Origin of the sequence: Aestuariimicrobium sp. Y1814 (assembly GCF_050113895.1) — a bacterium.
Taxonomy (GTDB): domain Bacteria; phylum Actinomycetota; class Actinomycetes; order Propionibacteriales; family Propionibacteriaceae; genus Aestuariimicrobium.
In genome coordinates, this window is the sequence record NZ_JBNJRW010000001.1 from 399,530 (window position 1) to 423,878 (window position 24,349).

Below are 24,349 nucleotides of genomic sequence, written 5' to 3' on the forward strand. Positions count from 1 at the left end.
CCACGCTACCGTGGTGGGCGAAACCTATGTCGACGACGAGCTGGGGGACGGATGCGACGAGTGCTGGCGAGTGCTGTCGTGGCGCTGCTGGTGGCCGGCTGCAGTGCCGGCCCGCCGCCGTTGCCGCAGCCGAGCCCGACCGGGGTGGTGGCGCAGGAGTGTGCCGCGGTGATGGCGGCCCTGCCCGCCACCGTGATGGGCCAGGGCGACCGGGTGGTCGACGGCCTGGTGGCGACCTGGGGCGACCCGCGGATCAGTCTGCGCTGCGGGGTCGAACCACCCGCCGGCCTCGACCGGACCAGCCCCTGCGACGAGTTGAACGGCATCGGCTGGTACTCCGAGGAACCCGGTACCGCCTTCGCGTCGACGTGGCGGTTCACCACGATCGGGCGCAGCGGCTACATCGAGGTCATGGTCGACGAGGGGCACTCCCCTGCCGGTGATGCGCTGATGGATCTCAGCGGGGCGGTCAGCAAGATGATGCTGGTGACCCCCTGCGCCTGAGCGCAGGCCCCCTCAGCCCCGGCGAGTCAGCGCAGGCCCAGGGGGCGTGCGAGCGCCAGGCCCAGCAACTCGTCGATGAGTTCGGGGTAGCTCATACCAGTGGCCTGCCACAGCGAGGGGTACATCGAGTACTGGGTGAAGCCCGGCATGGTGTTGATCTCGTTGACCAGCACCTGGCCGTCGGGCAGGGCGAACATGTCGACCCTCGCCAGGCCCTCGGCGTCCATCGCCTCGAAGGTGCGCACGGCCAGGGCCTGGGCCGCGGCCTCGAGTTCGGGCTCGACGGTCGCCGGGATGTCGAGGGCGACCTGCTCCCCGGGAAGGTACTTGGCCTCGAAGTCGTAGAACCCGTCAGTCAGCATCCGCACCTCGCCGAGCAGCGAGGGTCGCGGCGGCGCCCCGTCACGGCCCTGCAGCACGGCGCACTCGATCTCACGCACCCCGGTCAGGCCGTGCTCGATGACCACCCGCGGGTCGTGTTCGCGCGCGGTCTCGATGGCGTCGGGCAGGTCGGCCAGGTCGGTGACCCGGGTGATGCCGATGGACGAGCCGGCCCGGGCGGGCTTCACGAACAGCGGCAGCCCCAGTTCGGCGACTCTGGCCAGGGTCTGTTCGCGGCGTTGGACCCAGTCGGGGTCGGTGACCAGTTGCCAGGGGCCCTGGGCAATCTGGTGGCGGGCGAAGCTGGTCTTCATCAGCGCCTTGTCCATGCCGTTGGCACTGGTGGCCACCCCCGAGCCGACGAACCGGATGCCGGCCATCTCGAACAGGCCCTGGATGGTGCCGTCCTCGCCGTAGGGGCCGTGCATCAGGCTCATCGCCACGTCGATGGTGGCCACCGGGCCGGGTTCCCCCTCGACCCGGTACAGCACTCCCCCGTTGCCCAGCACCACTTCGGGGTGCTCCCCGCTGACCGTCGGCAGCTGCCCGTCGACGGTCTTCATGGCGGCGGCCACCTCGACGGGCACCAGGGTCCAGCGTCCCTCGGCGGTGATCCCGACCGGGACCACGTCGTACTTGTCGGTGTTGATGGCCGCCAGCACGCTGGCCGCGGTCAGGCACGAGACCGGGTGTTCGGAACTCTTGCCGCCGAACACCAGCAGCACGGTGGGTCGCTCAGTTGCGGTCATCAGCGCCATCCTCGAGTTGGGGGGTCACAGGCTATCGGGGTCGAGCGTCGGCTTGCTCGCCACGCGCTGGCCGCTCTTGAAGTCCCAGCGGCCCTCCGCGGGCGGCTGTTCCTCACGCAGTTGGGCCAGCAGGTCGGTCAGGGAATCCATCACCCGGTCGGTGGCGGCCCGCACGGCCTCCGCCTCCCGCTTGGTGCCCAGGTGCACCCGCAGGTCGGACAGGTCGACGGGGTCGCCACAGACCACGCTGCAGTGCTTGCGGGGGATCAACCGGGGCCAGGTCGGCCGCCCGTTGGGCATGATCTCCTGCGCGCCCCACTGGGCGATCGGGATGAGCGGCCAGTCCCCCTGCAGCGCCAGTCGGGCGGCGCCGGTGTGGGCGCTCATCGGCCAGTAGTCGGGGTCGCGGGTCTCGGTGCCCTCGGGGAAGATCGTCACCGCGCTGCCGGCCTCCAGCGCTGCGCTGGCGGTGACCAATGCCTCACCGGCGCGCGCCGACTTGCGGTACACGGGGATCTGGCCGCACTGGCGCGCCAGCCAGCCGATCACCGGCATCGACCACAGCTCGGCCTTGCCGAGGAACCGTGGCCAGCGGCCCGACCAGATCATGTACTCACCCAGGATCAGGGCGTCCATGTAGGACATGTGGTTGCTCACCACGACCACTCCCCCGGTGCGGGGCAGCTTGTGGGAGTTGAACCAGGTGCGCCCGAACAGCACGGTGCAGGCGCCGTGGACGAGCCGGGCCAGTCCCCGGAACACCGGCTCTGCGCGTTCGGAGTTGGCCCGGCGCAGCGACCACCACCTCCGCTCGGAGGTGTCGTCCAGGACGACGTCTGGTGCCTGGGTGGCCATCGGTTCCCCTTTTCCTGCGCTGCCGCATGCTCTGCCACAGGCTACCGAGGAATGCCTCGACTGCGCGCGCAGGACGCACCGGCATAGACTGCCGGCCATGACCCAGCAGATGCTCACCCTCGGCCCGGCCACCGAGTCCGGCTGGTCGGCGGTCACCGACCGCGGTGAGCGCGTCGAGGTGCCCCGCGCGGTGGCCGGGGACCTGAGGCCGGTCACCGGGCAGCGGGTGGTGGCCGAACTGCACGAGCAGGGCTCGATCACCCGGATCACGATCGGCGGCACCGGCGTCGGGCTTCCCCTGCACCAGCCCTGATCAGCACCGACTGAAACAACAGCGCCCCGCCACTGGTCCTCAGTGGCGGGGCGCTGCTGGTCGGGCTGGGTCAGCCGGCGGTGCGGGCCGGCAGGGTCTTCGGCTTGAAGCTCGGACGAGCGGCCTCGTAGACGGCGATGTCGTCCTCGTGGCCCAGGGTCATCGAGATGTCGTCGAGGCCCTCGAGCAGTCGGTGCCGGGTGAACGGGTCGATGTCGAAGTTGACGCTGGTGCCGTCGGCCAGGGTGATGGTCTGGTCGACCAGGCTGACGGTGATCTCGCTGCCGGGGTTGGCCTCCACCCACTCCCACAGCTGCTCGACGACGTCCTGCTCGACCACGGCCACCAGCAGGCCGGCCTTGCCGGAGTTGTTGCGGAAGATGTCGCCGAAGCGGCTGCCGATGACGACCTTGAAGCCGTAGTTCTGCAGCGCCCAGACGGCGTGCTCACGCGAGGAGCCGGTGCCGAAGTCGGGACCGGGGATCAGGATCGTCGCGGCCTTGTAGGCGTCCTGGTTGAGGACGAACTCGGGGTCATTGCGCCAGGCGGCGAACAGCCCGTCCTCGAAGCCGGTCCGTGTGATCCGCTTCAGGTACACGGCCGGGATGATCTGGTCGGTGTCGACGTTGCTGCGGCGCAGCGGGACCGGGACACCGGTGTGGGTCGAAAACTTGTCCATGATCAGTCCTTCAGTTCTTGAGGTCGGCCGGGGAGCTCAGGTGACCGGTGATCGCGGTGGCGGCAGCAACGGCCGGGGAGACCAGGTGCGTGCGTCCACCCTTGCCCTGACGACCCTCGAAGTTGCGGTTCGAGGTCGAGGCGGCCCGCTCGCCGGGGCTCAGCTGGTCGGGGTTCATGCCCAGGCACATCGAGCAACCGGCCGCGCGCCACTCGGCGCCGGCGTCCAGGAAGACCTGGTCCAGACCCTCGGCCTCGGCCTCGATGCGCACCCGCGCCGAGCCGGGGACGACCAGCATGCGCAGGCTGTCGGCGATCTTGTGGCCCTTCAGCACGCTGGCGGCCAGGCGCAGGTCTTCAATGCGGCCGTTGGTGCAGGAGCCGAGGAAGACGGTGTCGACGGTGATCTCACGCATCGGGGTGCCGGCCTCCAGGGCCATGTACTCCAGGGCGCGTTCGGCAGCCGAACGGTCGACCGGGTCGGTGAAGGTCTCAGGGCTGGGCACCGCACCGGCCAGCGGGACACCCTGCCCGGGGTTGGTGCCCCAGGTGACGAAGGGGGTCAGCTCGGCGGCGTCGATGATGACCTCACGGTCGAAGACCGCGTCATCGTCGGTGCGCAGGGTCTTCCAGTACTCCAGGGCGGCATCCCAGTCGGCGCCCTCGGGGGCGTGCGGGCGACCCTTGATGTAGTCGAAGGTGGTCTGGTCGGGAGCGATCATGCCGGCCTTGGCGCCCCACTCGATCGACATGTTGCAGATCGTCATGCGACCTTCCATCGACAGCGACTCGATGGTGGTGCCACGGTACTCGACGATGTAGCCCTGGCCGCCGCCGGTGCCGACCTTGCTGATCAGGGTCAGCACCAGGTCCTTGGCGGTGACGCCCTCGGGCAGCTCACCGTTGACGGTCACGGCCATGGTCTTCGGCCGCGCCTGCGGCAGGGTCTGGGTGGCCAGCACGTGCTCGACCTCGGAGGTGCCGATGCCGAAGGCCAGCGCCCCGAAGGCACCGTGGGTGGAGGTGTGCGAGTCACCGCAGACGATCGTCATGCCCGGCTGGGTGATGCCCAGCTGGGGGCCGATGATGTGCACGACACCCTGGTCCTTGTCACCCAGGGAGTGGATGCGCAGGCCGAACTCCTTGGCGTTCTTGCGCAGGGTGTCGACCTGGGCCCGGCTGACCGGGTCGGCGATCGGGGCGAGAATGTTGAGCGTCGGGGTGTTGTGGTCCTCGGTGCACAGCGTGTTCTCGGGACGACGGACGCTGCGTCCGGCGAGCCGGAGTCCGTCGAAGGCCTGCGGGCTGGTCACCTCATGGACCAGGTGCAGGTCGATGTACAGCAGGTCGGGTTCGCCCTCGGCCTGTCGGACGACGTGTGCGTCCCAGAGCTTGTCGCTCAGCGTCTTGCCCATCACCACTCCGGATTGTCGTTGCTGCGCCATCCCCAGGGAGGGGACGGGTGTTCCATGAGGTCAACACTAACAGTTGGCATTTCACAGGTTGAGACCGTAGTCTCACTACATGGACGAAAGCTCAGGTGTCGGCGTACTCGACAAGGCAGCACTGGTGCTGGGAGCCCTGGAGGCCGGCCCCACCACCCTGGCTGGACTGGTCACTTCCACGGGCCTGGCCCGCCCCACGGCCCATCGACTCGCGGTGGCGCTGGAGCACCACCGGCTGGTCGGCCGTGACCTGCAGGGGCGTTTCGTGCTCGGCCCGCGGCTCGCCGAACTGGCTTCGGCCGCCGGTGAGGACCGCCTGCTGGCCACCGCCGGCCCCATTCTGGCACGCCTGCGTGACATCACCGGGGAGTCCGCCCAGCTGTTCCGCCGTCAGGGTGACGTGCGCATCTGCGCCGCCGCCGCTGAGCGCCCCTCGGGCCTGCGTGACACGGTGCCGGTCGGTTCGTCGCTGACCATGACCGCCGGCTCGGCCGCCCAGGTGCTGCTGGCCTGGGAAGAGGCTGACCGGATGCAGCGGGGCCTGGCCCAGTCGAGCTTCTCGGCAGTGGCGCTGGCGGGTGTGCGCCGCCGTGGCTGGGCCCAGTCGATCGCCGAACGTGAACCCGGGGTGGCCTCGGTTTCGGCGCCGGTGCGCGCCCCGTCCGGCAAGGTGATCGCCGCTGTGTCGGTGTCGGGCCCGATCGAGCGCCTGACCCGCCAGCCGGGTCGGCTCCATGCTCCCGCGGTGATGTCGGCCGCCGAGCGACTCTCTGAGGTGCTGCGCCGCGCTGCCATCACCGAATGAGCTGAGCACGAGCACCAGGGCAAAGCACAGGGCCCGCTCCCTCTGGGGAGCGGGCCCTTGTGTTGTTGGTACCCCCGACCGGATTCGAACCGGCGCTACTGCCGTGAGAGGGCAGCGTACTAGGCCGCTATACAACGGGGGCGAGCTAGAAGAGGCTAGCCGACTGCGGGGCAGTGACGCAAATCTTCTGCTGCGCAGGGGTACTAGGACTCGAACCTAGAACAAATGAACCAGAATCATCCGTGTTGCCAATTACACCATACCCCTAGGCTGCCCATTGCGCCCCTGACAAGCGCTTGTGACGCTCATCCGGAACCCGTGGGCAACGAGGAACAACTCTAGTGGATGCCTGCCGGGGTCGGCAAATCAGGGGGTCGTGGTGGCCACCTTGAGCCTGCGTCCGAGCCACCAGCAGGCCAGCGCCACCAGGGCGAAGCCGGCCACGTCCATCAGCGCCTGGGTGGGGCCGATGGCCTGGACGGCGCGGGTGCCCGCTACCGAGCCGGTGAACACCGCGTAGCCGAAGGCGAACACGTTGTTGGCGACGTGGGCGGCGATGGCCGCCTCGAGCCCGCCGGTGATCACCACCAGCAGCGCAGCCAGCAGCCCGAAGGCGAACCGGTCGATGAACAGCCAGATGTTCTGCACGCCGTGGAACAGGGCGAAGACCAGCGCTGAGGCGACGATGCCGACCCAGCGGTGGCGTGACAGTGAGCCGATGCCCTGCAGCAGGTAGCCGCGGAAGAAGTACTCCTCCCCCGCCGCCTGCAGCGGTGAGCACAGCACAATCACCAGCACCCACCACCACCAGCCGTGGGGGGCGCTGAACTCGGGGATCGAGCCCTGGCCGATCCACAGCACGAGGTTGAGCAGAACCGCGGCGATGGGCAGGCACAGCAGTAGGTAGCGCCAGCGCAACCCGGGTTGCACGCTGGAGAGGAACTGGCGGGGCCGGCGGTGCCACCCGACGACCATGACCATCGAGATCGGGATCAGGGTGGCCAGGGCGAGGTGGCCCGCCACCAGCCCCTGCGGCATCTCGTAGGCCGTGGCGCGGGCGAACCATTGCCCGAAGGTGGCGCCCTGCCCCCAGATGAGCCAGAACAGGCCGTTGAGCAGTTGGTTGACGATCGGGACGACCAGGGCGTAGCCGAACAGCGCGAAGGCCAACCCGAACCATGAGCGGACCGGCCAGTGGTCGGGGCCGCGCAGCACCGCGCTGTAGGCCACCCCCGATTCCGGGGGCCGGATGGGCTGCCGGCTGCCACCGAGGGCGATGACGGGGTCGTGCGGGGGCAGGTCTGCCGGGGGTCGTGCGGGGCTCACTGTTCTTCCGCCACCACGGTGTTGGTCAGCGTGCCGATTTCCTCGATGGTGATGCTGACCTCCTGGCCGGGTTCCATGGGGCCGACGCCGGCGGGGGTGCCGGTGAGGATCACATCACCGGGCAGCAGGGTGGTGAACGAGGAGATGAAGCTGATCAGCTCGGGGATGCCGAAAACCATCTGGTCGGTGTTGCCGTCCTGCTGGGTCTGCCCGTCGAGGGTGGTGGTGATGGCAAGGTTTGCCGCTTCGTCCAGCCCGAGGTGGGTGACGATCCACGGCCCGAGCGGGCAGAAGGTGTCCCAGCCCTTGCCACGGGCCCATTGGGGTTCGGCCTTCTGCAGGTCGCGGGCGGTGACGTCGTTGGCGATGGTGTAACCGAAGATCACTTCCGCGGCACGCTCCGGGGGGACCTGCTTGCAGATGCGTCCGATGACGACAGCGAGTTCACCCTCGAAGTTGAGGTCATTGGTCGCCGTGGGGCGCACGATCGCGTCCTGGGGCCCGATGACGGTGGTGTTCGGTTTGAAGAAGACCAGTGGGCTCTCGGGCACCTCGTTGCCGAGTTCCTTGGCGTGGGCGGAGTAGTTCCGCCCGACCCCGACCACCTTGGAGCGTGGGATCACCGGGGCGAGCAGGCGCACCTGCCCCAGGTCGTGGCGCACACCGGTGAAGTTCACCGGACCAGCCAGCGGGTCGGCGGTGAGGGCGGCAATCGTGTCTGGGTGGTCGCCGCCGTCGGCGGCGAGTTCGACGATGCCGTAGGCGGGGTCCTGACCGGGGGCGGAGAATCGAGCGATGCGCATGCCCCAAGACTAGGGGTCGTTGCCCCCGACCGGTTCGACGCTCGACTGGTCCGTCCGCCCGACTGGTTCGTCCGCCCGACTCGTTCGTCCGCCTGCGTGCCCGGGGTGCCCCTGCTCTGCCACACTGTCGCCATGTCTGAATTCGCGGTAGTGGAACTGATCCGGACCAAGCGCGACGGGGGCAGCCTCAGCGATGCGGAAATCGACTGGCTGATCCGTGCCTACACCCAGGGGGTGGTTGCCGACGAGCAGATGTCGGCGATGGCGATGGCAATCCTGTTCCGGGGCCTGGACGACCGCGAGTTGAGCACCTGGACGAACGCGATGATCAACACCGGCGAGCGGCTGGACTTCTCGGGGTTGTCGCGCCCGACGGCCGACAAGCACTCGACCGGTGGTGTCGGTGACAAGATCACCCTGCCGTTGGCGCCGTTGGTGGCGGCCTGTGGGGTCGCGGTGCCGCAGTTGTCGGGGCGTGGGCTGGGCCACACCGGTGGCACGCTGGACAAGCTGGAGGCGATTCCCGGGTGGCGCGCCGAGTTGACCAACGAAGAGGCCTACCGCCAGCTCGAGGACGTGGGGGCCGTGATCTGTGCCGCCGGTTCGGGCCTGGCACCGGCCGACAAGAAGCTCTATGCGCTGCGTGATGTGACCGGCACGGTCGAGGCGATCGCACTGATCGCGAGTTCCATCATGAGCAAGAAGATCGCCGAGGGCACCGGTGCGCTGGTGCTCGACGTGAAGGTCGGCTCGGGGGCGTTCATGAAGAACCTGGACGACGCCACCGAGTTGGCGCGCCGGATGGTGGCGCTGGGCACTGCGGCCGGGGTGAACACCACTGCCCTGTTGACCCGGATGGACACCCCGCTGGGGATGACCGCCGGCAATGGCCTGGAGGTTGCCGAATCGGTCGAGGTGCTGGCCGGTGGTGGCCCGGCCGATGTCGTGGAACTGACCCTGGCGCTGGCCCGCGAGATGGTGCAGGCCGCCGGGGTCGATGTCGACCCGGCCGCCCGGCTGGCCGACGGCTCGGCAATGGATGTCTGGCGCCGGATGATTCGTGCCCAGGACGGTGACCCGGACGCGCCGCTGCCGGGCGCCCAGCACGTCGAGGTGGTCAGCGCTGATCGTGACGGGGTGCTGGCCGAACTGGACGCGATGGCCGTCGGGGTGGCTGCTTGGCGTCTGGGCGCAGGTCGCTCACGCAAGGAGGACCCGGTGCAGGCGGCAGCCGGCGTGCGGATGCTCGCCAAGCCCGGTGACCGGGTCCAGGCCGGCCAGCCGCTGCTGGAGTTGCACACCGACACCCCCGACAGCATCGCCCGCGCGCAGGAGGCGCTGGTCGGTGGCTGGATGATCGCCGACCAGGCCCCCGAGTCGACCCCCCTGGTGATCGACCGCATCACCGCCTGACCCAGGGGCCAGCGCAACGGTGCAGGGGGTTCTCCCCCGCGAAGCAACCGCGTGGGCTGTGGCCACGGGAGATCAACGACCCGTGGCCTCACGACCCGCGGGGGGTGCAGGGGGTTCTCCCCCGCAACAGGCCCATCGCGCACTGGCCACGGGAGCGGAACGCCTTCCCCCTGACGACCCGCGGGGGGTGCAGGGGGTTCTCCCCCGCAACAGGCCCATCGCGCACTGGCCACGGGAGCGGAACGCCTTCCCCCTGACGACCCGCGGGGGGTGCAGGGGGTTCTCCCCCGCAAACAACTACGCGTAATGCTTGACCAGGCCGTAGAGGTAGGCGTCGGAGAGGGCCTCCCAGGAGGCTTCGACGACGTTGGTGCCGACGCCGACGGTGGTCCAGGTCTCGTCCTCGTTCACGGTGTCGATCAGCACCCGGACGATGGAGTCGGTGCCGTGGCCCTGTTCGACGATGCGCACGGCGTAGTCGACCAGGTTGTAGTGCTCGACGGCCGGGTGCTCCTCGACCAGTGCTTCGCGCAGTGCGGCGTCGAGGGCGTTCAGCGCACCGTTGCCGGTGTGTTCGTAGGTCTTGTCGCCGAGGTGGATGGTGGCCACCGAGTCGCCCTCACCGTCGGCGGCGTGGGTGGTCGAGACCGTCCAGGTGTCGACGATGAAGGGCTTGTCGAGGGTGCCGAGTTCGTCACGCAGCAGCAGTTCGAAGCTGGCGTCGGCCGACTCGTAGGAGTAGCCGTCGGCCTCCCGCTGCTTGACGGTGTCGGCCACTCGTGAGGCGGCCTCACGGTCGGTGAGCTCGACCCCGAGTTCCTCGGCCTTGATCAGCACGTTCGCGCGGCCGGACATGTCGGAGATCAGCATGCGCATGCGGTTGCCGACCAGGTCGGGGTCGATGTGCTGGTAGAGGTTGGCGTCGACGCGGATGGCGCTGGCGTGCAGGCCGGCCTTGTGGGCGAACGAGGAGCGCCCGACGTAGGGCTGGCGGGCCTGCGGGGACTGGTTGGTGATGTCGCTGATGGCGTGGCTGATCTTCGTCAGTGATTCCAGGCCGCGCCCACCGAGCACGTCCCAGCCGTACTTGAGCTGCAGGTTGGCGACCACGGTGGTGAGGTCGGCATTGCCGGTGCGTTCGCCGTAGCCGTTGATGGTGCCCTGCACGTGCATGGCGCCGGCCTCGAGGGCGGCCATCGAGTTGGCGACCGCGCAGCCGGTGTCGTTGTGGCAGTGGATGCCGAGGTCGACACCGATGGCCGTCGCGGCCGAGACGATGTCACCCATCCGGCTGGGCAGCATGCCGCCGTTGGTGTCGCACAGGACGACCACCTCGGCGCCGGCCTCGGCCGCGGTCCGCAGGACCTCCAGGGCGTAGGTGCGGTTCTCGAGGAAGCCGTCGAAGAAGTGTTCGCAGTCGACGAAGACGCGCTTGCCCTCACTGACCAGGTGGGTGACGGTGTCGCTGACCATGGCCAGGTTCTCGTCCAGGGTGGTGCGCAGCGCCTGCTCGACATGGCGGTCGTGCGACTTGGCGACCAGGCAGATCAGCTCGGTGCCGGCGTCACGCAGGCCGGCGACCTGCGGGTCGTCGGCGGCCTTGACCCCGGCCTTGCGGGTCGCCCCGAAGGCCACCAGCTGGGCGTTGCGCAGGTTCAGCTGCCGGGTGGCGGCCTCGAAGAATGCGGTGTCGTTGGGGTTGGCGCCCGGCCAGCCGCCCTCGATGTGACTGACGCCCAGTTCGTCCAGCAGGCCTGCGATGCGCAGCTTGTCGGCGACGCTGAGCCGCAGACCTTCCTGCTGGGCGCCGTCGCGCAGGGTGGTGTCGTAGATGTGCACCCGTTCGGGGGCCACCGGGCTGGTCGTCATTGAATCTCCAGATCAGGCATCAGGGTGTGGGTGCAGACCCCCACAGCCCACCCAGTCTCGCGCTCACCCTCCTGCGCGCCCGGTGGCGTCCGTCACGTGGGACACCTTGCCCGGGGCCGTCTGCCGCGCTGTGCAGCGGGGGGACGAGGTGAGATGTGCGCGGCCGGGTCGCGGTCGGGTCCTAGGCTTGGCGGCATGAATCAGACCCCCACCATCGCAGTCATCGGCGGAGACGGCATCGGCCCCGAGGTGACCGCGGAAGCACTCAAGGTCCTGCGGGCCACCGTCGGCGAGAACGCCTTCACCTTTGTCGACTACGACCTCGGCGCCACCTACTGGCAGCGCACCGGTGAGGTCCTGCCCGACACGGTGCTGGAGGAGTTGAAGGGCGTCGACGCCATCATCCTGGGTGCGGTGGGGGCGGCCCCCGGCTCGAGCGAGATCCCCAGCGGCCTGCTGGAACGCGGCCTGCTGCTGAAGCTGCGCTTCGCGCTGGACCATGCGGTCAACCTGCGGCCCAGCGTCCTCTACCCCGGGGTCGCCACCCCGCTGGCACCCTCGGTCGTCGAGGGACGCACCATCGACTTCGTCGTCGTCCGTGAGGGTACCGAGGGCCTCTACTGCGGCAACGGTGGTGCGGTGCGCGTCGGCACCCCCCAGGAACTGGCCACCGAGGTCAGCATCAACACCGCCTTCGGCGCCGAGCGGGTGATTCGGGACGCGTTCGAGCGGGCCACCCGGCGCCGCAACAAGCTGACGCTGCTGCACAAGCACAATGTGCTGGTCAATGCCGGCGGCTTGTGGAACCGACTGTTCAACGAGGTCGGTGAGGAATACCCGCACGTGCAGCGTGACTACCTGCACATTGACGCCGCCATGATCAAGATGGTCGTCGACCCCGCCCACTTCGACGTCATCGTCACCGACAACCTGTTCGGCGACATTGTCACCGACCTGGCGGCGGCCGTGACCGGCGGCATCGGGCTGGCTGCCTCGGCCAACATCAACCCCAGCCGCGAGTTCCCCTCGATGTTCGAGCCGGTGCACGGCTCGGCCCCCGACATCGCCGGCCAGCAGATCGCCGACCCGACCGCCGCCATCAGCTCCATGGCGCTGCTGCTCGACCACCTGGGCCGCCGCGAGGACGCCCAGCGCATCGAACAGGCGGTGCACGCCGACATCACGACACGCACGGGCGCGCGTTCCACCAGTGCCGTGGGTGACGCGATCGCCACCGCTGTGGCCGGCTGAACCCCCAGTATCACCAGCACTACCCCACCGCGCCCGGTGGCCTGCACGCATCGCGTTCAGCAGGCCACCGGGCGCGGTCGTTCGTGCACAGTTATCCACCCCTGCCCATGCGGGCAGGGTGGCTGCGGCTAGTGTGATTCACACATCCTTCGCGCCAGGGAACGCTTCGGTGGCTTCCCGTGGGGGCTCGGAACCACGGTGGTGTCGAGCACTGGAATCCCCACCGGTGGCTGCACTCACTGTGCGCGGGCTCACGTCGCGACAAAGGAGCTGCACAACATGAGCTACGTCATTGGAATGGACTTCGGAACCCTGTCAGGGCGCGCCATCGTGGTGAACGCTGAGACCGGCGAAGAGGTCGGCACCGGGGTGATGGACTACCCCAGCGCTGTCATCGACCGGGAGCTGGCAGGCAAGAAGCTTCCCCCGGACTTCGCCCTGCAGGACCCGCAGGACTACCTTGACGCGATGGTTCACTGCATTCCGACGGCCATCAAGGAAGCCGGGATCGACCCCAGCGAAGTCAAGGGCATCGGCCTCGACCACACCTCCGCCACCGTGCTGGTCACCACCGAGGACGGCACCCCGCTGAACCAGCTCGAGGAGTTCAAGGACAACCCGCACGCCTGGATCAAGCTGTGGAAGCACCACGGCGGCCAGGACCAGGCCGACCGCATCGTCGCCCTCGCCGAGGAGCGCAATGAGGACTGGCTGGGCCGCTACGGTGGCGTGCTGTCCTCGGAGCTGCTGATGCCGAAGGCCCTGGAGACCCTCGAGAAGGCCCCGGACGTCTACAACGCCGCAGTGCACATCGTCAACGCCCTGGACTGGATCCCGTGGCAGCTGACCGGGAACCTGGCCTACGCCGAGGGTGACTCCGGCTACAAGCGCCAGTACCAGGACGGCGCCTACCCGTCCAAGGAGTACCTCAAGGCCCTCAACCCCGACTTCGAGAACGTCTTCGAAGAGAAGATGCCGGCCCCGATCGTCCCGCTGGGTGCACCCATCGGCACGCTGACCCCGGAATGGGCCGAGAAGCTGGGCCTGGGCACCGATGTCACGGTGGCCTCCGGCAACATCGACGCCCACGTCACCGCCACGGCCGTGAAGGCCGTCGAGCCCGGCCAGCTGACCGGCATCCTCGGCACCTCGGTGTGCTGGGTCGTTTCCGGTGAGGACTACAAGGAGGTGCCCGGCACCTTCGGCATCGTCCACGGCGGCATCGTGCCCGGCTACTGGGGCTTCGAGGGTGGCCAGACCGCGGTCGGCGACATCTTCGCCTGGTTCGTCGAGAACTGTGTGCCCGGCAGCTACCAGGCCGAGGCGGACGAGAAGGGCGTCAGCCTGCACGCCCTGCTGACCGAGAAGGCAGCCTCCCAGGAGGTCGGCGAGCACGGCCTGCTGGCCATCGACTGGCACAACGGCAACCGGTCCATCCTGGCCGATGCCAACCTGTCGGGCCTGATCGTCGGCCAGACGCTGACCACCCGCCCCGAGGACCAGTATCGTGCGCTGCAGGAGGCCTGTGTCTTCGGCGCCCGTCGCATCATCGAGAACTTCGAGGAGCACGGCGTGCACATCAGCGAGATCGTCGGCGCCGGTGGCCTGCTGAAGAACGAGTTCCTGATGCAGCTCTACGCCGACATCACCCGTCGTCCGCTGTCGGTGGCCACCTCAACCCAGGCGCCGGCGCTCGGTGCGGCCATCTACGGCGCGGTCGCGGCGGGCCTGTACCCCGACGTGTTCGCAGCCTCGGAGGCGATGGGCGGCAAGGAGGAGAACAAGTACACCCCCGACGAGGAGCGTGCCGCCAAGTACGACCGGCTCTACGCCGAGTACGTCAAGCTGCATGACTACTTCGGTCGCGGCGGCAACGAGGTCATGCACACCCTCAAGCAGATCCGCCGGGAAGCCACGGGGGGGGAGTGATGGTTGCGCTGTCGGACTTCACCCCCGAGCAGCAGACCGAGATCCAGCGCACCCGTGAGGTGGTGGCCGCCCTGCACGCCGAACTCCCCCGCTGGGAGCTCATCGTGTGGACCGCGGGCAACGTCTCGCAGCGGGTCGCCGGGCTGGACCTGTTCGTGATCAAGCCCTCCGGGGTCTCCTACGACGAGTTGAGCGCGGAGACGATGGTGGTCTGCACCCTCGACGGCGAGAAGATCGACGACGGCACCCCCGAGCACCTACGTCCCTCCTCGGACACCGCGGCGCATGCCTACGTGTACGCGAACATGGACCGGGTCGGTGGCGTGGTGCACACCCACTCGACCTACGCCACGGCGTGGGCGGCCCGCGGGGAGGAGATCCCCTGCGTGCTGACCATGATGGGCGACGAGTTCGGTGGGCCGATCCCGGTCGGCCCGTTCGCGATCATCGGTGACGACTCGATCGGTCGCGGCATCGTGGAGACGCTGAAGGACTCCCGGTCCCGGGCGGTCCTGATGCAGAACCACGGCCCGTTCACCATCGGTTCGGATGCCAAGGACGCGGTCAAGGCCGCCGTCATGGTCGAGGAGGTGGCGCGTACCGTGCACATCGCGCGCCAGCTCGGGGACACCATCCCGATTCCCCAGGACAAGATCGACCAGCTGTTCGACCGCTACCAGAACGTGTACGGCCAGAAGTAGCCGGGCGCACACACGACCAAAGGCACGGGGCCTGGACGAAAGTCCAGGCCCCGTGCCTTGTGTGTCGTTGGTGCCGGACCGGCGGCGGGCCCGGTCAGCCCACCTGTCCGGGGATCACCGTGTTGTTCTCGGCGGCCTGCTCGGTGGCCACACCGGAGTACTTGCTGATCAGCGAGCTGAGGTCGACACCGGTGGTGTTCTTGATCAGCTCCATGGTCTGCACCACGTTGTCGGTGACCTGCTTGGGCAGTGCGGCCGCACCGTCGGTGGAGACCACGGTCAGCTTGTCGATGGCACCCATCGGGGCAGCGACCTTCTCGGCGACCTGCGGCAGCACCTCGACCAGCATCTGCAGCACGGCGGCCTCGTTGTACCGGGCGAAGGCCTCGGCGCGCTTGTTCATCGCCTCGGCCTCGGCCTGGCCGGTGGCCAGGATCGCCGATGCCTGCGCCTCACCCTCGGCACGCAGTGCCTCGGCCTCGGCGATACGGCGGGCCTTCTCGGCCTCACCGCGACGAGCACCCTCGATGGCTTCGGCCTCGGCCAGCGCCGAGCGGCGGGACTTGTCACCCTCACCGGTCAGGCGCGCGGTCTCGGCTTCTGCCTGGGCGCGGGCGATGGCGGTCTGCTTGGCCGCCTCGGCCTGGAAGATGTCGGAGTTCTTCTTGGCCTCTGCCTCGGTCTCGATGCGGTACCGCTCGGCGTCGGCCGGCTTGCGGACCTCGGTGTCGAGCTGGCGGTCCTTCAGGGCCGCCTGCCGCACGGCCACCTTCTCCTGCTCGGTGAGGATGGCCTGGTCACGGTCGGCCTGGGCCAGTGGGCCGGACGCAGCAGCCGTGGCGGCGGCCGCGTCGGTCTCGGACTTGATCTCGGCGGTCTTCAGCATCAGCTCACGCTGGCTGATCGCGATCTGCTGCTCGGCGGCGATCCGGGCCTGCTCGGCCTCCTGGCGGGCGGCGGCTTCGGCGACCGAGGCGATCTGCTGCACCTTCGCGGCCTCGGGACGACCCAGGTCGCTCAGGTAGGAACCGTCGTCGGTGATGTCCTGGATCTGGAAGGTGTCGAGCACCAGGCCCTGGCCGGTCAGCGAGGCCTCGGACTCATCGGCGACCCGCTGGGCGAAGGCGGCGCGGTCACGGATGATCTGCTCGACCGACAGCGAACCGACGATGGAGCGCAGTGAGCCTGCCAGGGTTTCCTGGGTGAAGGTCTCAATCTCGTCCTGCTGGGTGAGGAAGCGCTGGGCGGCGGCGCGGATGGAGTCCTCGTTGCCGCCGACCTTGACGATGGCCACACCGTCGAGGTTCAGCTTGATGCCCTGGCCGGAGACCGCGCCCCGGATCTGGACCATGATGCGGCGGCTGGACAGGTCCAGGTTGTGCAGGCGCTGCACGAACGGGATCACGAAGACACCGCCACCCATCACGACCTTCTGGCCGGACAGGTCCGTGGACACCACGCCGGTCTCGGGGTTGCGGACCTCACGCCCCTTCTGGCCGGTGACGATGTAGGCCTCGTTGGGGCCGGCGACCTTGTAGCGGCTGAGGATCAGCAGCACCAGCAGCACCAGCAGCACGACGAGCGCGCCGATGGCGATCCAGAGTACGGGCATGGTGTTTCTCCTTGTCGATGGGGCGGGAGCGGTAGGTGGGCGGGGGGATGAGGGGCAGGTGTCGGGGCCGAGCCTAGCGGGCGATGAGTTCGTCCGACCCGCGGGTGAGTGACGAGATGGTCAGCCAGTCCAGCCTCAGCCCCAGCTTGGCCAGCGAGGTGTTGGCGCGTGCCACCACCCGCTGGGCCAGGTCGACACGGTCAGCCAGCTGGTCGTCGGACGAGGCTGCCACCACCGCGGCGACGGCGGCTTCGATGAGCTCACCGGCCACGGGGTCGATGGTGTCCTCGGCCCCGGCGAAGTGCTTGGCTGCGGTGCGGATGGCGTCGTCGTCCGAGCCGACCAGGACGTCGGCGTCCATGACCACGGTGACCTCGGAGCCGTCGGCGGCGGGCACGGGGCCGGCGGTGGTGGTGATGGGTCGGGCCGCCAGGTCGAGGCTGCGCTTTCGCCGGGGCCACCAGACGAACCCGCCGGAGTTGGTGATCACGCGGGACCCGTAGACGTCGGCGCGGCCCTCACCGGCCATCTTGTGGGCTCCGGCGCCGTAGACGAACAGCGCGACGGCCAGGATGAACAGCCACATCGCGATGTCGATCAGTGTCTCCACGGGTGGTCCTCTCAGGGCAGGTTCTGGTCGGGGCCGGGTTCAGGGACACCGGGGGGCAGTTCATGGGTGGGGGTGACCTCCACGGCGGTGGCCGAGAGCACGTCGGAGATCCAGACGCTGGACCCGGCTTCGACCGCGACCTTGGCCTTGGCCGAGTACTTCGTCCGGTGACCGTTGACGCTGAGGCGGATCTCGCCGTAGCCGTCCTCGGGGATGGCGGTCAGTACGGTGGCCTCGCGGCCCACCAGCGAGCGAGTGTTGACCGAGGTGCCGGTGGCGGAGTTCTTGAGCTTGCGGGTGAGCCAGATCGTGAACCAGCTGAACAGCAGGCCCATCACCACGGCGACGGGCACAGCGATCCACAGCGTGGAGAAGATTTCCTGGGCGATGGCGCCGCCGAAGCCGAACGCGCCCACGAAGGCACTGATCGTGGCCACCGAGAAGACGTCGTTGTCGAGCATGCCTTCGAAGGGCACCGAGAGGTCGAGGAAGTCGCCGAGCACAAGTGCCAGAACCAGGACCACGAGTCCGATGCCGCCGATGATCAGGAACTCCATGCGCCCCCCTTCCGAGCGTCCAGTCTAGCGGGGACGGGTCTGGGGCCCGCTCCCCCGCAGGTGACGCGGGACGGGGCCGATCAACAGGGGCCCAGCAACAGGGGCCCGCTGCGGGCTGGTGTTGGCCCCCGCACTGCTATGCTTGGTCTTAGTTGTTTGAGGTTTACCCCTGCGTTTCAAGCTTCACGGCCTCCGTTCCCAGCGGATATGCCACAGGGTTGCGATAAAGGTTCGCCTCCAGCACCAAGAGGGCGCAACCGTGCTTTCGCTACACCTATGGAAAGGCCACATCATGGCTACCGGAACTGTTAAGTGGTTCAACGCTGACAAGGGCTTCGGCTTCATCTCCCCCGACGACGGCTCGGCCGACGTCTTCGTGCACTTCTCGGCCATCCAGTCGAGCGGCTACCGCACCCTGAACGAGAACGACAAGGTCTCCTACGAGGTCGAGCAGGGCCCCAAGGGCCTGCAGGCCGTCCAGGCCCAGGTCATCTGATCTGCTCCACCCGGTGAGCTGACCTGCTCAGCGAACTGAAACACCACAGCCCGCCCCTTTCGGGGCGGGCTGTGGTGTTTCTTGCCGGTGTCCTGGTGGACCCTCGTCAGCGCGAGACCGAACCCTCGACGTAGTCGGAGTCGGCGGGCTTGACCCACGACATCAGCTTGCGGAGGTCCTTGCCGACGGCCTCGATCTGGTGGGACTCACCCTCGGCGCGCAGCTGCTTGAACTCCGGGGCGCCGGCGTCCTGGTCATCGATGAAGCGCTGGGCGAAGGCACCGCTCTGGATGTCGGCCAGCACGGCCTTCATGTTTTCCTTCACGTGCGCGTCGATGACCCGCGGCCCGGAGACGTAGTCGCCGTACTCGGCGGTGTCGGAGATGCTCCAACGCTGCTTGGCGATGCCGCCCTCGTACATCAGGTCGACGATCAGCTTCAGCTCGTGGAGGCACTCGAAGTAGGCGATCTCGGGCTGGTAGCCGGCCTCGACCAGGGTCTCGAAGCCCTGCATGATCAGCTGCGAGGCGCCGCCGCAGAGCACGGCCTGCTCACCGAACAGGTCGGTCTCGCACTCCTCGGTGAAGGTGGTCTCGATGCCGCCGGCGCGCAGGCCACCGATCGCCTTGGCGTAGGCCAGGGTGAGGTCCTTGGCGTGGCCCGAGGCGTCCTTCTCGACGGCGACGAGCACCGGCACGCCACGGCCGTCGGAGTACTCGCGGCGCACCAGGTGGCCGGGGCCCTTGGGGGCGACCATGCACACGTCAACACCCTCGGGGGCGGTGATGTAGCCGAAGCGGATGTTGAAGCCGTGGGCGAAGAACAGGGCGTCACCCTCCTCCAGGTGGGGGGCGATCTCTTCAGCGTAGAGCTTGCGCTGCACCTGGTCAGGGGTGAGGATCATGATCAGGTCGGCTTCCTTGGCGGCGTCGGCCACGGACAGCACCCGCAGGCCCTCAGCCTCGGCCTTGGCGCGCGACTTGCTGCCCTCGGCGAGGCCGACACGCACGTCGACGCCCGAGTCACGCAGGTTCAGCGCGTGGGCGTGGCCCTGGGAGCCGTAGCCGATGATGGCGACCTGACGGTCCTGCAGCAGGGTCAGGTCGGCATCGGAGTCATAGAACATCGTGGCCATGGGTGGTGGTTCTCCTTCAGTGGATTTCTCCGCAGGCCATCGGCCGACGGATGGATGGGGGTTGTCTCGGGCTCAGCCCTGCAGCTCTCGCTGCCGGTCCGAACGGGTCTTGTCGGTGATGGCGCGCCCGCCCCGGGCCAGCGCGACGTGGCCGGAACGCACGAGTTCGAGGATGCCGAACGGTTCCAGCATCGCGACCAGGGCGTCGAGCTTCTCCCGGCTGCCGGTGGCCTCGATGGTGATCGACTCCTGGCTCACGTCGACGGCCTTGCCGCGGAACAGTGAGACGGTGTCGATCACGTTGGAGCGGTTCTCGATGTCGGAGCGGACCTTGACCAGCATGAGCTGGCGCTGCACGGCCGAGGCGTCGAGTTCGAGCACCTTGAGCACCTCGATCAGCTTGTGCAGCTGCTTGACGATCTGCTCGAGGATCTGTTCGTCCTCGACACCGGCGACCACGGTCATCCGGCTGACCTCGGGGTCATCGGTCATGCCGACGGTCAACGACTCGATGTTGAAGCCGCGCCGCGAGAACAGGCTGGCGATGCGGGCCAGGACGCCGGGGCGGTTGTAGACCAGCACACTCAGGGTGTAGGTGTTCACAGCACTTCCTCTTCCCAGTCAGGGGCCATGTCCCGGGCGATCTTGATGTCGTCATTGCTGGTGCCGGCAGCCACCATCGGCCACACCATGGCGTCCTTGTTGACGACGAACTCGACCACCACAGGGCGGTCGTTGATCTCCATCGCCTTCCGGATGACGTCGTCGACCTCGTCCACGGTCTCGGCGCGCAGGCCGACCGCGCCCATCGCCTCGGCGAGCTTGGGGAAGTCGGGCACCCGGGTGGAGTGGAGTTCGGTGTTGGAGTAGCGGGAGTCGTAGAACAGGGTCTGCCACTGCCGCACCATGCCCAGCACCTGGTTGTTGATCACGGCGATCTTGATCGGGATCTGCTCGAGAGAGCAGGTGGTGAGCTCCTGGTTGGTCATCTGGAAGCAGCCGTCACCGTCGATGCCCCACACGACGGCATCGGGGTTGCCGACCTGGGCACCCATGGCCGCGGGCACGCAGTAGCCCATCGTCCCGGCACCACCGGAGTTCAGCCACTTGCGCGGCTTTTCGTGGGGCAGGAAGTGGGCGGCCCACATCTGGTGCTGGCCCACGCCGGCGGCGAAGATCGTGTCGGGCCCGGAGATCTCGCCGATGCGCTTGATCACGTACTGCGGGCTCAGGGTGCCGTCCTCGGGCTCGTCGTAGCCGGTCGGGTAGCGACGCTTGAGGCTGGCGGTGTACTCGTTCCACTGGGTCAGGTCGGGCAGGTCGTGGTTGCGCAGCGCCTGCACCAGGCCGGACAGAACCTCCTGCGCGTCGCCCACGATCGGCAGGTCGGCGATGCGGTTCTTGGAGATCTCGGCCGGGTCGATGTCGGCGTGGATGACCTGCGCGTCGGGGGCGAAGGACTCCAGCTTGCCGGTGACGCGGTCGTCGAAGCGGGTGCCGATGGCGATCAGCAGGTCGGAACGCTGGAGGGCGCCGACCGCTGCGACGGTGCCGTGCATGCCGGGCATGCCCATGTTCAGTTCGTGGCTGTCGGGCAGGGCACCACGGGCCATCAGGGTGGTCACCACGGGGATGCCGGTCAGCTTGACCAGTTCAGCCAGTTCGTCGCTGGCCTCGGCCCGGACGACACCGCCACCGATGTAGAGCACCGGGCGCGACGACTCGGCGATCATGCGGGCGGCAGCCTTCAGCTGTCGGGCGTGGGGCCGGGTGGTGGGCCGGTAGCTCGGCAGCTTCACCGTCTCGGGCCAGATGAACGGTGCACTGTCCTGCAGCGCGTCCTTGGCGATGTCGACCAGCACCGGGCCGGGACGACCGGTGCTGGCGATGTGGAAGGCTTCCTTGATCGCCCGCGGGATGTCGGAGACGTGGGTGACCAGGTAGTTGTGCTTGGTGATCGGCATCGTGATGCCGCGGATGTCGGCCTCCTGGAAGGCGTCGGTGCCGATGAAGCTCGAGTTCACCTGGCCGGTGATCGCGACCAGGGGCACCGAGTCCATGTAGGCGTCGGCGATCGGGGTGACCAGGTTGGTCGCCCCGGGCCCGGAGGTGGCGATGCAGACGCCCACCTTGCCGGTGGAGGCCGCGTAGCCCTCGGCGGCGTGCCCGGCTCCCTGTTCGTGGCGGACCAGGATGTGGCGCACCTTGGAGTCGTAGAGCGGGTCGTAGGCGGGCAGGATCGCCCCGCCCGGGATCCCGAAGGCGACCTCTACACCCATCCGCTCGAGTGAGGTCACCAGTGCCTGTGCACCGGTGAGGATGGTCGGGGCTTCATCGCCTGCCATGTCGTGTCCTTTCACCGAGTTGGTCAGATGTGGGTGTGCGGGTCGAGTGTCCCATGCAACAAAAAACCCCCGAGGCCACTTGGGGCACACGAGGGAGCGCTGTCGTCTATCGGGACGGACGTCAGCGCTGGGGAACTACGAGAATTCGGAACTGCACACGTTCACAATGACCCATCCAATCGCCCCGGTCAACCCGACCCCGTCCGGTCTCAGGTGGTGGACGCCGGCCGGACACGGGTACGGCGCCGATCCCGCGGTGGAATCGGCGCCGGGCCAGCTGTGTGTCTGCGCGAGTCAGTGGCTCACTCGTCGCTGGGGGCGGGGGTGCCGGCGGCCACGGTCGCGGGCTTGATGGTGGTCAGCGCCCAACCGATCAGACCGAACATCAGGCCGAGACCGACCACGAGGGCGGACAGGCCGTAGGTGACCACCGAGGTGAACAGCGAGGAGCGCAGGAAGGCGGCATTCATCGCGGTGTTGCGCTGCTGGGTGGCCTTGTCGAGAGCGGCCTGGGCAGCTTCACGCTCGGAGTCGTTGGTGGCGGCCTCGAGGTCGGCGCGCGCCTTGGACTGGTCGGCACCGAGCTGGGCGTAGGTCTTGCCCTCAGCACCGGCCAGCGCGTGCTTGTTGATGGTCTCGGCCTGGCCGAAGGCGGTGATCGGTCCCTGGACCTTCTTGCCGGCAACAGTCATGCCCAACACCTTGTCGGCGTCACCGGGGACGGTGATCTGTTCCTGCTTCAGTTGGGAGGTCACGATGTTCCAGGTCACGATGCCGGCGATCACCATGACGAGGCCGGCGGCGATGGAGACAATGCCAATGATCTTGGCGGGCTTCGAACTCATCAGAGCCCTTTCTGGGTTGGGCGACGGAGTGACGCCAGGTGGGACAACTACGACGTTCTGTAGTCGATGAGAAGAGACTAGATCACCCCTGTGGCCTGCGCCACAGAGGGGGTCGTCAATTGGGTGTCTTTTCAACGACACGCGCGGCGACGGGCCGGGTCAGGGCAGGACGCGGGGGTGCCGCCACCCCAGCCACGGCAATCACGGCGACCCCCAGCAGGGGCCCGACAGCGGCCAGGGCTGACTCCCACGGGCCGGGCACGGCGCTGCCGGAGGCCACCAGTTGGGGCAGCGCCACCGCGGTCCACACCGCCAAGGTGGCTGCGGTGACGGCCAGCCCCTTGGGCAGCCGGTCCCAGCCCCGCAGCAGGCCGGCCCCGAGGACGACGACCCCGACGAACTGCCAGGTCCAAGCCGGGTTCAGCGGCATCAGTGACGCCAGCAGCACCACGCCCAGCGCCAGGACCGGTTGGTCACGCCACCAGCGTGAGGCCGCCCAGGCACCCGCCGCAGCGACCACCAGGGCCAGCACCCCGGCGAGGATCGGAGCCACGTGCCAGCGCGCCAGGGCCCCGGCCAGGGACTGGTTCGACGCCCACAGGGCACCGACCGGGTCCGGCCCGGCGAACTCCAGCAGGCCCTCGCTCTGCCCGGGCATCACGATCCAGCCGACCAGCAGGCAACTGGCCGCGGTGGCCAGACCGGTCAGCGCCACCCGACGGTGCCCGGCCAGCAGCAGCGCCAGCAGCACCCAGGCCGGGGTCAGTGCGATGCCGGCAGCGATCCCGGTGAGGACTCCGGTGGGCAGCAGTCGTCGGCGCGGCGGGGCCTTCGGCGACATCGGCGCCATCAGGTCGACCACCACCAGCAGCACCACCAGGAGGCTGATCTGGCCCACCCCGAGCGTGGTGCGGACCGGTTCGACCATGATCACGACAGCCACCCCGGCCAGCAGCAGCGCCCGCCCGTCCAGGCCCAGCAGCCTGCGCAGCAGGTGCACCAGCGCCGAGACGGTGGCCACGATGCTGCCCAGTTGCCACAGCAGCGGGCCCGACAGCGCCAAGGGCACCAGCAGGATCGCACCGAATGGGGTCCAGGCGAAGTTCGCGGTCGTGGCGGTGCCGAAGACGACCTGGCCCTCGATCATCTGGGTGGCAACCACGATCATGGTGCCCAGTTCGGTCATCACGGGTCGCCAGGGCACCACGGTGCCGCCCTCGATGACCAGGGGGGCGACCACCAGGGCGACCAGTACCACCGGCACGGTGGTGGAGAACCAGCGCAGCGCCGCGACTGCCCAGTCCTCTCCCCCCGCCCGTCCCCGGTGCTCCTGTGGGGGTGGGGTCATGCGCCGCTCAGCGCGTCCACCGCGGCCTGCGCATCTGCCGGCGGCTCGCTCCGCCCGTAGCGCGGGATCACGTGGACGTGCAGGTGGAAGACCTCCTGGCCGGCGCTCTCGCCGGAGTTGACGACCAGGTTCACCCCGTCGGCGCCGAGCCGCTCGCTGACCAGCCGGCTCACCCGGGCCACCAGCGGCGCGACGGCCACATAGGCATCAGCGCCGTCGCCCAGGTCAGCCACGTGCTGGTGCGGGATGACCAGCAGGTGACCCGGTGACTTCGGGTTGGCATCGGGGAAGGCCAGGCCGGCCTCGTCCTCGGCAATGCGGGCCACCGGGATCTCACCGCCGGCGATGGCGCAGAAGACGCAGCTCATGGGGTTCCTCT

The 24,349-nt window shown here is 68.7% G+C and carries 24 protein-coding genes and 2 tRNA genes; 8 read left to right on the forward strand and 18 right to left on the reverse strand.

Features of this window, described 5'->3' with window-relative positions; translation table 11 throughout:
- The first annotated feature begins 60 nt into the window (after positions 1-60).
- Positions 61-504 carry a DUF3515 domain-containing protein gene (locus ACQE3C_RS01960; protein WP_434537505.1) on the forward strand — a complete coding sequence of 148 codons (444 nt, stop codon included), beginning with the start codon at positions 61-63 and terminating at the stop codon, positions 502-504.
- Between the two features lie 26 nt (positions 505-530).
- Here ACQE3C_RS01960 and ACQE3C_RS01965 read toward each other — a convergent pair whose 3' ends face one another.
- Both ACQE3C_RS01965 and ACQE3C_RS01970 read right to left on the reverse strand, forming a co-directional pair.
- Entirely contained in the window at positions 531-1,634 is a 1,104-nt protein-coding gene (locus ACQE3C_RS01965) for a D-alanine--D-alanine ligase family protein (protein ID WP_434537506.1), read from the reverse strand.
- A 24-nt stretch (positions 1,635-1,658) separates the two neighbouring features.
- Complete coding sequence (locus ACQE3C_RS01970; RefSeq protein WP_434537507.1) at positions 1,659-2,489, reverse strand: lysophospholipid acyltransferase family protein; 831 nt, start codon at positions 2,487-2,489, stop codon at positions 1,659-1,661.
- Between the two features lie 97 nt (positions 2,490-2,586).
- On the opposite strand from ACQE3C_RS01970, the gene ACQE3C_RS01975 reads away from it, so the two are divergent.
- Positions 2,587-2,802: a hypothetical protein gene (locus ACQE3C_RS01975; RefSeq protein WP_434537508.1), complete on the forward strand. Its 216-nt coding sequence runs from the start codon at positions 2,587-2,589 to the stop codon at positions 2,800-2,802.
- 70 nt (positions 2,803-2,872) lie between these two features.
- Here the strand turns inward: ACQE3C_RS01975 and leuD are convergent, their stop codons facing one another.
- A complete protein-coding gene (leuD, locus tag ACQE3C_RS01980) occupies positions 2,873-3,481 on the reverse strand; it encodes a 3-isopropylmalate dehydratase small subunit (protein ID WP_434537509.1) in 609 nt (202 codons plus the stop codon).
- 10 nt (positions 3,482-3,491) lie between these two features.
- Positions 3,492-4,895, reverse strand: coding sequence for a 3-isopropylmalate dehydratase large subunit (gene leuC, locus ACQE3C_RS01985; protein WP_434537510.1), 1,404 nt, complete (start codon positions 4,893-4,895; stop codon positions 3,492-3,494).
- 109 nt (positions 4,896-5,004) lie between these two features.
- Between leuC and ACQE3C_RS01990 the strand changes: the two genes are divergently transcribed.
- A complete protein-coding gene (locus ACQE3C_RS01990) occupies positions 5,005-5,730 on the forward strand; it encodes an IclR family transcriptional regulator (protein WP_434537511.1) in 726 nt (241 codons plus the stop codon).
- A gap of 66 nt (positions 5,731-5,796) precedes the next feature.
- Here the strand turns inward: ACQE3C_RS01990 and ACQE3C_RS01995 are convergent.
- The 4 genes from ACQE3C_RS01995 to ACQE3C_RS02010 all read right to left on the reverse strand — a co-directional run bounded on the left by ACQE3C_RS01995 (position 5,797) and on the right by ACQE3C_RS02010 (position 7,859).
- Positions 5,797-5,872 (reverse strand) — tRNA-Glu (locus ACQE3C_RS01995).
- Positions 5,873-5,925: 53 nt separating this feature from the next.
- A tRNA-Gln gene (locus tag ACQE3C_RS02000) sits at positions 5,926-5,997 on the reverse strand.
- A gap of 99 nt (positions 5,998-6,096) precedes the next feature.
- Positions 6,097-7,056: a lysostaphin resistance A-like protein gene (locus tag ACQE3C_RS02005; protein ID WP_434537512.1), complete on the reverse strand. Its 960-nt coding sequence runs from the start codon at positions 7,054-7,056 to the stop codon at positions 6,097-6,099.
- Positions 7,053-7,859: a fumarylacetoacetate hydrolase family protein gene (locus tag ACQE3C_RS02010; RefSeq protein ID WP_434537513.1), complete on the reverse strand. Its 807-nt coding sequence runs from the start codon at positions 7,857-7,859 to the stop codon at positions 7,053-7,055. Before ACQE3C_RS02010 ends, ACQE3C_RS02005 begins: the two co-directional genes overlap by 4 nt.
- 132 nt (positions 7,860-7,991) lie before the next feature.
- Between ACQE3C_RS02010 and ACQE3C_RS02015 the strand changes: the two genes are divergently transcribed.
- Positions 7,992-9,272 (forward strand): thymidine phosphorylase, encoded by a 1,281-nt coding sequence (locus ACQE3C_RS02015; RefSeq protein ID WP_434537514.1) that lies wholly within the window; start codon positions 7,992-7,994, stop codon positions 9,270-9,272.
- 297 nt (positions 9,273-9,569) lie between these two features.
- On the opposite strand, the gene cimA is transcribed toward ACQE3C_RS02015, so the two are convergent.
- Positions 9,570-11,141 (reverse strand): citramalate synthase, encoded by a 1,572-nt coding sequence (gene cimA / locus ACQE3C_RS02020; protein WP_434537515.1) that lies wholly within the window; start codon positions 11,139-11,141, stop codon positions 9,570-9,572.
- A 195-nt stretch (positions 11,142-11,336) separates the two neighbouring features.
- On the opposite strand from cimA, the gene ACQE3C_RS02025 reads away from it, so the two are divergent.
- From ACQE3C_RS02025 to ACQE3C_RS02035, 3 genes are all read left to right on the forward strand, one after another.
- Positions 11,337-12,392, forward strand: a complete 1,056-nt coding sequence (locus ACQE3C_RS02025; protein WP_434537516.1) for a 3-isopropylmalate dehydrogenase — start codon at positions 11,337-11,339, stop codon at positions 12,390-12,392.
- A 279-nt stretch (positions 12,393-12,671) separates the two neighbouring features.
- On the forward strand, positions 12,672-14,321 hold the full coding sequence (locus ACQE3C_RS02030) for a ribulokinase (protein WP_434537517.1): 1,650 nt from the start codon (positions 12,672-12,674) through the stop codon (positions 14,319-14,321).
- Positions 14,321-15,022, forward strand: a complete 702-nt coding sequence (locus ACQE3C_RS02035) for an L-ribulose-5-phosphate 4-epimerase (RefSeq protein WP_434537518.1) — start codon at positions 14,321-14,323, stop codon at positions 15,020-15,022. The genes ACQE3C_RS02030 and ACQE3C_RS02035 overlap by 1 nt, the downstream gene beginning before the upstream one ends.
- Positions 15,023-15,116: 94 nt before the next feature.
- On the opposite strand, the gene ACQE3C_RS02040 is transcribed toward ACQE3C_RS02035, so the two are convergent.
- The 3 genes from ACQE3C_RS02040 to ACQE3C_RS02050 all read right to left on the reverse strand — a co-directional run bounded on the left by ACQE3C_RS02040 (position 15,117) and on the right by ACQE3C_RS02050 (position 17,801).
- The gene (locus ACQE3C_RS02040; protein WP_434537519.1) at positions 15,117-16,634 is read right to left on the reverse strand and encodes a flotillin family protein; all 1,518 of its coding nucleotides are present in this window, start codon (positions 16,632-16,634) and stop codon (positions 15,117-15,119) included.
- A gap of 73 nt (positions 16,635-16,707) precedes the next feature.
- On the reverse strand, positions 16,708-17,244 hold the full coding sequence (locus ACQE3C_RS02045) for a hypothetical protein (RefSeq protein WP_434537520.1): 537 nt from the start codon (positions 17,242-17,244) through the stop codon (positions 16,708-16,710).
- Positions 17,245-17,255: 11 nt separating this feature from the next.
- A complete protein-coding gene (locus ACQE3C_RS02050; protein WP_434537521.1) occupies positions 17,256-17,801 on the reverse strand; it encodes a hypothetical protein in 546 nt (181 codons plus the stop codon).
- 292 nt (positions 17,802-18,093) lie between these two features.
- Between ACQE3C_RS02050 and ACQE3C_RS02055 the strand changes: the two genes are divergently transcribed.
- Positions 18,094-18,297, forward strand: a complete 204-nt coding sequence (locus tag ACQE3C_RS02055; RefSeq protein ID WP_434537522.1) for a cold-shock protein — start codon at positions 18,094-18,096, stop codon at positions 18,295-18,297.
- A 106-nt stretch (positions 18,298-18,403) separates the two neighbouring features.
- Here ACQE3C_RS02055 and ilvC read toward each other — a convergent pair whose 3' ends face one another.
- From ilvC to ACQE3C_RS02085, 6 genes are all read right to left on the reverse strand, one after another.
- Complete coding sequence (ilvC, locus tag ACQE3C_RS02060) at positions 18,404-19,432, reverse strand: ketol-acid reductoisomerase (protein ID WP_434537523.1); 1,029 nt, start codon at positions 19,430-19,432, stop codon at positions 18,404-18,406.
- Between the two features lie 72 nt (positions 19,433-19,504).
- On the reverse strand, positions 19,505-20,035 hold the full coding sequence (ilvN, locus tag ACQE3C_RS02065) for an acetolactate synthase small subunit (protein WP_434537524.1): 531 nt from the start codon (positions 20,033-20,035) through the stop codon (positions 19,505-19,507).
- Positions 20,032-21,777, reverse strand: coding sequence for an acetolactate synthase large subunit (locus ACQE3C_RS02070; protein WP_434537525.1), 1,746 nt, complete (start codon positions 21,775-21,777; stop codon positions 20,032-20,034). The genes ilvN and ACQE3C_RS02070 overlap by 4 nt, the downstream gene beginning before the upstream one ends.
- 302 nt (positions 21,778-22,079) lie before the next feature.
- Positions 22,080-22,622 (reverse strand): hypothetical protein, encoded by a 543-nt coding sequence (locus ACQE3C_RS02075; protein ID WP_434537526.1) that lies wholly within the window; start codon positions 22,620-22,622, stop codon positions 22,080-22,082.
- Positions 22,623-22,737: 115 nt separating this feature from the next.
- Positions 22,738-23,970: a glycosyltransferase family 87 protein gene (locus tag ACQE3C_RS02080; protein ID WP_434537527.1), complete on the reverse strand. Its 1,233-nt coding sequence runs from the start codon at positions 23,968-23,970 to the stop codon at positions 22,738-22,740.
- Complete coding sequence (locus tag ACQE3C_RS02085; RefSeq protein ID WP_434537528.1) at positions 23,967-24,338, reverse strand: HIT family protein; 372 nt, start codon at positions 24,336-24,338, stop codon at positions 23,967-23,969. The genes ACQE3C_RS02080 and ACQE3C_RS02085 overlap by 4 nt, the downstream gene beginning before the upstream one ends.
- Positions 24,339-24,349: the final 11 nt, after the last annotated feature.